Genomic DNA, 6704 nt, shown 5'->3' on the forward strand with positions numbered 1-6704 from the left:
GTTTTCCGGTGTGGCTTAAGGCTGCGCCGGATTTTGCGCGTCTTGATTTCAAAGTTTTTGTTGCTGAAACAACTCGGTTTCATCCTTTTATTAAAGTTTAGCGTCGGCCCCAAAAAAGTTTCTAGACTTTGCCGGGCCAGTTATGTGTAAAAACATATAATTAGGATATTCAGCTTTCGGGCCGGGTATCGAAAGGCGATACAGACTTTTTGCTGCCGCCTTTTCGCTGTCTTTATCTGACAGTTGAAGCGCTCATGCGCCGAAACCGGAGCCGGGGCGGGATGGAGAGAAACGGGACGTCAATGCCCGGTTCGATGGAACTAAAAGGAACACTGTCGTTGCCAACACGCTTCAAGGTGATGCAATCGTCCGGGACAAAGGTTTCGGGTTTCGAGACATTGGGTGGAAACCCCGCGGCTGGAATCGGTCGTCACGGTTTTTTGATTGCCGCCACGCTGTTGGCTCTGGCTGTGGCCGGTTGCCAAAGCTCGACCACAACGGCGCTGAGCACAGTTGATCGGGCACAGGGTTCGAGCGAGAATATCAGCTCGCTTACGAGTGTGATCCAGTCCAATCCGCGTGATCCCGAAGGCTACAATGTTCGCGGCTCCGCCTATGGCAAGGCCGGGCGCTACAAGGAAGCGATCCGCGATTTCGATCAGGCGATTGCGCTCAATCCGAATTTCTATCAGGCCTATTCCAACCGCGCGCTGGTCTATCGCTATATGGGCGATACCAACAAGGCTGCGCAGGATTACAGCAAGGCGATCCAGCTCAATGGACAATATGACGCCGCCTATATCGGTCGCGGCAATGTCTACCGTCAGGCGGGCCGTCTCGATCAGGCGCTGAGCGATTTCAACCAGGCCATCGCCTTGCAGACGACCGACGGTCGCGCCTATCACAATCGCGGCCTGATTTATCAGGCCAAGGGCCAGCACAAGCAGGCCATCGAGGATTTCTCCAAGGCGATTTCGCTCAACTCCACGGCCCCGGAGCCATATAATGGCCGCGGCCTTTCTTATGTGGCGTTGAACGACTTCGACAATGCTTTCGATGATTTCAACACCGCGATTACGCTGGATCAGGGCGTTGCCGAAAGCTGGGCCAATCAGGCGCTCGTTTATGAGCATCGCGGCGAGAAGGCGAAGGCTGCCAGCTCCTATGCAAAGGCTGTGCAGCTCGATCCGAAATACCAGCCGGCGAAGGACGGTTTGTCACGCACACGCGGATAATTCGCAAAAACATTTCCAAATGAAAGGCGGTGCGTCCCAAAATGGGGTGCGCCGCTTTTCTTTATACAAGCCCGCGATATATTACTGCTTATGTCGCTCTTCGATCACATAGGCTTCAAAGCCAAAGATATTCGCCGTAGCCTTTCATTCTATGAAAGCTGCATGCCAGAGCTTGGGCTGGAAGTTATTGCGCGTTCGGGCAGTGGCTTCTTCGTCAGCGGGGGGGAGAGGGCGCCCGTGCCCTTCCTCTGGATACATGGCGCGGAAGCCGGTGCGGCTACGGACGCTGCCGACACGAAGCCGGGCGACCGTCTGCACCTCATGTTCACGGCTGGAAGTCGCGATGCGGTGGAGGCGTTTCATCGCGTGGCGTTGAACGCTGGTGGCAGCGACAGCGGCGGCCCCGCTTATCAGGGGCCAGAAGAGATGGGCTATTTTGCCGCTTTGGTTTTCGACCCCGACGGAAACACGCTCGAAGCGGGTTTCCGTGAGAGGAAGCGATAAGCGAGATTGATTTGATCAGGCGCGCAGGTTGCGCTTGTCGAGGCGGCCGACCAGACGGTCGCCGATCCACTGGATGCCGCAGACCATGATGATCAGGATGATCACCACGGCGATCATGATCTGCGTTTCAAACCGCTGATATCCGTACCGGATGGCAAGATCGCCCAGACCGCCCGCGCCGATGGCGCCAGCCATGGCCGAAGCGCCCACCAGCGTGATGATCGTCACGGTGAAACCCGCAATGATGCCGGGCAGGGCTTCCGGCACCAGCACTTCGCGCACGATTGTCCAGCGACTTGCGCCCATAGAGCGCGCAGCTTCGACCAGACCATTGTCCACCTCGCGCAGCGATACTTCCGCAATGCGCGCATAATAGGGGATGGCCGCAATCGACAGCGGCACGATGGAGGCCCATGTGCCGATAGACGTGCCGACGATGAAGCGGGTCACCGGGATAAGCGCCACCAGAAGAATGATGAACGGAACCGAGCGGAAGCCGTTGATGATCGCGCCCAACACGGTGTTGACCGTCAGGTTCTGGGCAAGGCCGCCGCGCTCGGTCAGGATCATGATGAGGGCAAGCGGCAGACCGACGACGAGCGAAATCAGGCTCGAAAAGCCGGTCATGATGATGGTCTCCCAGAAGGAGCGCCAGAGAAGATCAAGCATTGCCTGAGACATAGCCGAGTACCTCCGTGGCGTCTGCATGGGTGTTGAGATAGCCGATAGCGGCTTCGAATTTCGCTTTGTCCTGAGCGGGCAGGCTGATGAAGAGCGTGCCGACCGGCTCACCCTGGATCGTATCCATGCCGCCATGGATCAGCTGCGGCACAAGGCCGGTGGCCGCTGCCACATCGTTGAAGAAAGCGCCGCGCGCAGCTTCGCCTGAAAGCTTGACGCGAAGGATGGCCCGATCGCCCGCCTTGTCGGTCAGGCGTGCGCGCCACGAGGCAGGCAGTTCCGGCGTCAGCACCTGCAACATGCTCTGCGTGACGGGCGACTGCGGATTGGCGAAAACTTTCCAGACCGGACCCTCTTCGGCAATGGCGCCGTGATCGAGCACGATGACGCGGTCGGCGATGCGGCGGATGACCTCCATCTCGTGGGTGATGAGCAGGATGGTCAGGCCAAGCTCGGTATTGATGTCCTTCAGCAGCGCAAGAATGGACTGGGTAGTTTCCGGGTCGAGCGCCGAGGTCGCTTCATCGGAGAGCAGAACGGCAGGCTCTGCGGCAAGCGCGCGCGCAATGCCGACGCGCTGCTTCTGGCCGCCGGAAAGCTGCGCCGGATAATGGTTCGCTTTGTCGGAGAGGCCGACGAGTTCGAGCAGTTCGGCGACGCGGCGGCCGCGCTCGGCTTTGGGCTTACCTGCGATCTTCAGCGGCAGTGCAATGTTTTGGGCAACAGTCTTGGCCGAGAGCAAGTTGAAATGCTGGAACACCATGCCGATGCGACGGCGCAGCGGGCGCAGTTCGGTTTCGCCGAGGCCGGTGATTTCGCGGCCCTCGATGCGGATCGAACCGGAGTCGGGCTTTTCGAGGCCGTTGACGCAGCGGATCAGCGTGGACTTGCCCGCGCCGCTGCGACCGATAATGCCAAGGATTTCGCCGCGCGCGACGGAGAGCGACACGCCATTGATGGCTGCCGTGTTACCGAACATTCGGCGCACGTCTTTCATATCGACGATGGGCGCTGATGCGGTGGAGGGCGGTTCAATGGTCACGGCGGGGGTCACGGGGGTCACATTCGTTTCTTCTATAGTTTGATGCGCTGCTGCGAACAGCGGCAAACTGCAATCGGATAAGGCGTCAATGACGGATGATGCCTGTTCAGGCTAAGGCCTGTTCTGGCCAAGCTTGGCCTGTTGCCGATGCTTTTGGGCAATTTTTTTCCATACGTCAATAAAAGCCGCGCCGGAAACATGTTCCGGCGCGGTGTATTGAAAATGAAAAGCTTAGTTCCAGGCCGGGATGCCGGTGCCCTTATAGGCGCGGTCGAGTTCGGCCTTCACGGCGTCGTTCTGGAACGAAGCGACCAGGTTCTTCACCCATTCGGCGTTTTCGTCTTCAGTGCGAACAGCGATGAAGTTGTTGTAAGGATTGTTTTCCTTCGACTCCCAGCCGATGGCTTCTTCCTTCTTCAGATCCGCCTTGGCAGCCCAGTCATTGTTGACGATGGCAGCGTCGAGATCGTCGATGGAACGACCGACCACACCGGCGTCGAGTTCCTTGATCTCAAGCTTCTTCGGGTTTTCGACAATGTCGATCGGGGTGGCCAGAATGCCTGCATCCGGCTTCAGCTTGATCAGGCCCTTTTCTTCGAGAACGCGAAGCGCACGGCCTTCGTTCGACGGATCGTTCGGCACGCCGACGACGGCGCCTTCCTTCAGTTCGTCGAGGCTCTTGTGCTTGCGCGAATAGATGCCGATTGGCCAGACGGCAGTGTAGCCAGCAACGCTGATCTTGTAGCCGTGCTGCTTGATCTGCTCATCGAGATAAGGCTTGTGCTGGAAGGCGTTGGCGTCGATTTCCTTGCGCTCCAGAGCTTCATTCGGCTGGTTATAGTCGTTGAAGGTCACGCGCTCAATATTGAGGCCGTGCTTCTTGCCTTCTTCGGCAACGACTTTCCAGACGTCTTCGTCTTCGCCGCCCATGATGCCGACCTTGATGGTCTTGTCTTCTGCATGGCTCGGAGCCGAGGCGAAGCCAACGGTCAGCGCGGCTGCGGTGAAAAGAAGGGCTTTCAGACCGGCGCGGCGGCTGAAGGCATAACGGGAAAGGGCTGACGACATCTTTGTTTTCCTTAGCTGAACATTTTGGAAAGCCGGTCCCGGATTGCGATCATTAGATGATCTTTCTCCCCAGCCCTCCCTGATGCCGATAATTCCCGTTTGCATGGGAATAAACAAGGAAAATTTTTTCTGAAAATCCGATGGTGGCAAGTCTGGAATTTTATTCCTCTCAAGGGTAGCGGATTGCCATTTCCGCCACCGGATGAATCATTGTCTGTCGGAAGATGAGATGGCTAACGGTTGTCTGCGATAATCATCTGCGCGGCCTTCTCGGCGATCATCAGCGTCGGTGAATTGGTATTGCCGGAGGTGATGGTCGGCATGATGGACGCATCGGCAATGCGGAGACCCGCAATGCCATTGACCCGCAGGCGCGGATCGACGATCGCTTCCGCGTCCTGTCCCATGCGGCAGGTGCCGACGGGGTGGAAAATGGTGGTGCCGATGTCTCCTGCGGCCTTTTCCAGCTGTTCTTGCGTTTCGTAAGCAGGGCCGGGCTTGAACTCCTCCGGGCGATATTGCTGCAAGGGTGCCTGCGCTACGATATGGCGGGTGAGGCGGATTGCATCGGCGGCGACGCGACGGTCGCTTTCCGCCGCCAGATAGTTCGGCCGGATGGCGGGTTGCGCACGGTGATCCGGTGACTTGACGTGGATCGAGCCGCGACTGTCGGGGCGCAGATTGCACACGCTGGCCGTGAAGGCGGGGAAGGGGTGAACGTTTTCGCCGAATTTTTCGAGGCTGAGTGGCTGCACATGATATTGCAGATTGGCGGTTTCATAAGACGGGTCCGACCGGGTGAACACGCCAAGCTGACTCGGCGCCATCGACATGGGGCCGGACTGGCGCAGCAGATATTCCAGCCCGATCATCGCCTTGCCAGAAAGCTTGTTGGCCTTTTCATTGAGGGTCGGAATGCCCGTGACCTTATAGGCGCAGCGCAATTGCAGGTGATCCTGCAGGTTTTCGCCGACCTGTTTGCGCTCCAGCGCAACCGGAATGCCTGCCTGTTGCAGCACGTCGCCGCGCCCGATGCCCGACAGTTCGAGTACATGCGGCGAGCCGACGGCACCGGCGGCCAGTATCACTTCGCGCCTTGCCTTGACGGTACGGGTCGCGCCGTTCTGGTCGAAGGTCACGCCATTGGCGCGCATTTCCGCAATCTCGATGCGGCGCACATGCGCGCCGGTTTCGACGCGCAGGTTTTTGCGGTTCAGTGCCGGGCGCAGAAAGGCCTTGGCGGAATTCCAGCGAATGCCACGCTTCTGGTTGACCTTGAAATAGGACACGCCTTCATTGTCACCGCGATTGAAGTCGTCGGTGGCGGGAATGCCCGCCGCAACGGCGGCATCGCGAAAAGCGTCGAGAATATCCCAATGCAGGCGGGCATTTTCGACGCGCCATTCGCCGCCCGCGCCGTGCAACGCGCTGGCACCGGCGTAATAGTCTTCGGATTTCTTGAAGAGAGGCAGCACGTCGTCCCAGCCCCAGCCTTCGCAACCGGCTTGCCGCCACAGATCGTAATCGCGGGCCTGACCGCGCATATAGATCATGCCGTTGATCGACGAGCAGCCGCCCAGCACCTTGCCGCGCGGATAGCCGAGCGCGCGACCGTTCAGGCCGGGTTCGGCTTCCGTGGTGAAGCACCAGTCGGTGCGCGGATTGCCGATGCAATAGAGATAGCCGACGGGGATGTGAATCCACGCATAATTGTCCTTGCCGCCCGCCTCTAGCAGTAGGACGGAACGGTCCGGGTTCTCGGATAGTCGGTTCGCCAGCGCACAGCCTGCCGTGCCCGCGCCAACCACGATGTAATCGTAGGTGTCGGTCATGATTGTATATCCAGTAAAATGTGGAGCCGCGATCAGCGGATACAGCGACTCATTGAGTAGTGTTTACCCGAACAGTTTCTTTCCCAAACGCGAGGCATAGAACTCTCCGACGATACCTTTACGGAAGAGGATGACGCATGCCATGAAGATGACGCCGGTAACGATTGTGACGGGGAAGTCGGACGTTGCGAGATAGTTTTGCAGCGCGACGACGAAGGCAGCGCCGACGATGGGCCCGATCAGCGTGCCGATCCCGCCAAGCAGTGTCATCAAGATGACTTCACCCGACATCTGCCAGCCGACATCGGTCAGCGTTGCAAACTGGAAGACGAGCGCCTTCAG

Annotated in this window: 6 protein-coding genes and 1 pseudogene; 2 read left to right on the forward strand and 5 right to left on the reverse strand. The window is 58.6% G+C overall.

Translation table 11 applies throughout. From position 1 onward, the window contains the following. The first annotated feature begins 314 nt into the window (after window positions 1–314). Window positions 315–1235, forward strand: a complete 921-nt coding sequence (locus FIC94_RS21290; RefSeq protein ID WP_109370288.1) for a tetratricopeptide repeat protein — start codon at window positions 315–317, stop codon at window positions 1233–1235. A 90-nt stretch (window positions 1236–1325) separates the two neighbouring features. Further along, window positions 1326–1739 carry a VOC family protein gene (locus tag FIC94_RS21295; protein WP_140026336.1) on the forward strand — a complete coding sequence of 138 codons (414 nt, stop codon included), beginning with the start codon at window positions 1326–1328 and terminating at the stop codon, window positions 1737–1739. A 15-nt stretch (window positions 1740–1754) separates the two neighbouring features. On the opposite strand, the gene FIC94_RS21300 is transcribed toward FIC94_RS21295, so the two are convergent. The 5 genes and pseudogenes from FIC94_RS21300 to FIC94_RS21320 form a co-directional block, all read right to left on the reverse strand. Continuing rightward, the gene (locus tag FIC94_RS21300) at window positions 1755–2420 is read right to left on the reverse strand and encodes a methionine ABC transporter permease (RefSeq protein WP_140026337.1); all 666 of its coding nucleotides are present in this window, start codon (window positions 2418–2420) and stop codon (window positions 1755–1757) included. Continuing rightward, the gene (locus FIC94_RS21305; RefSeq protein ID WP_140026343.1) at window positions 2401–3462 is read right to left on the reverse strand and encodes a methionine ABC transporter ATP-binding protein; all 1062 of its coding nucleotides are present in this window, start codon (window positions 3460–3462) and stop codon (window positions 2401–2403) included. Before FIC94_RS21305 ends, FIC94_RS21300 begins: the two co-directional genes overlap by 20 nt. 231 nt (window positions 3463–3693) lie before the next feature. Then, window positions 3694–4530 carry a MetQ/NlpA family ABC transporter substrate-binding protein gene (locus FIC94_RS21310; protein WP_140026338.1) on the reverse strand — a complete coding sequence of 279 codons (837 nt, stop codon included), beginning with the start codon at window positions 4528–4530 and terminating at the stop codon, window positions 3694–3696. Window positions 4531–4763: 233 nt separating this feature from the next. Next, window positions 4764–6362 (reverse strand): GMC family oxidoreductase, encoded by a 1599-nt coding sequence (locus tag FIC94_RS21315; protein WP_140026339.1) that lies wholly within the window; start codon window positions 6360–6362, stop codon window positions 4764–4766. Between the two features lie 63 nt (window positions 6363–6425). Beyond that, window positions 6426–6704, reverse strand: a pseudogene (locus tag FIC94_RS21320) (branched-chain amino acid ABC transporter permease); the annotation flags it as partial.

It is taken from the genome of Ochrobactrum teleogrylli, from assembly GCF_006376685.1.
GTDB classification, from domain to species: Bacteria; Pseudomonadota; Alphaproteobacteria; order Rhizobiales; family Rhizobiaceae; genus Brucella; species Brucella teleogrylli.

Coding starts and splice junctions, on each gene's coding strand:
- FIC94_RS21315 (WP_140026339.1), bottom strand. CDS start 6,362: ATGACCGACACCTACGATTACATCGTGGTTGGCGCGGGCACGGCAGGC.
- FIC94_RS21310 (WP_140026338.1), bottom strand. CDS start 4,530: ATGTCGTCAGCCCTTTCCCGTTATGCCTTCAGCCGCCGCGCCGGTCTG.
- FIC94_RS21300 (WP_140026337.1), bottom strand. CDS start 2,420: ATGTCTCAGGCAATGCTTGATCTTCTCTGGCGCTCCTTCTGGGAGACC.
- FIC94_RS21295 (WP_140026336.1), top strand. CDS start 1,326: ATGTCGCTCTTCGATCACATAGGCTTCAAAGCCAAAGATATTCGCCGT.
- FIC94_RS21290 (WP_109370288.1), top strand. CDS start 315: ATGGAACTAAAAGGAACACTGTCGTTGCCAACACGCTTCAAGGTGATG.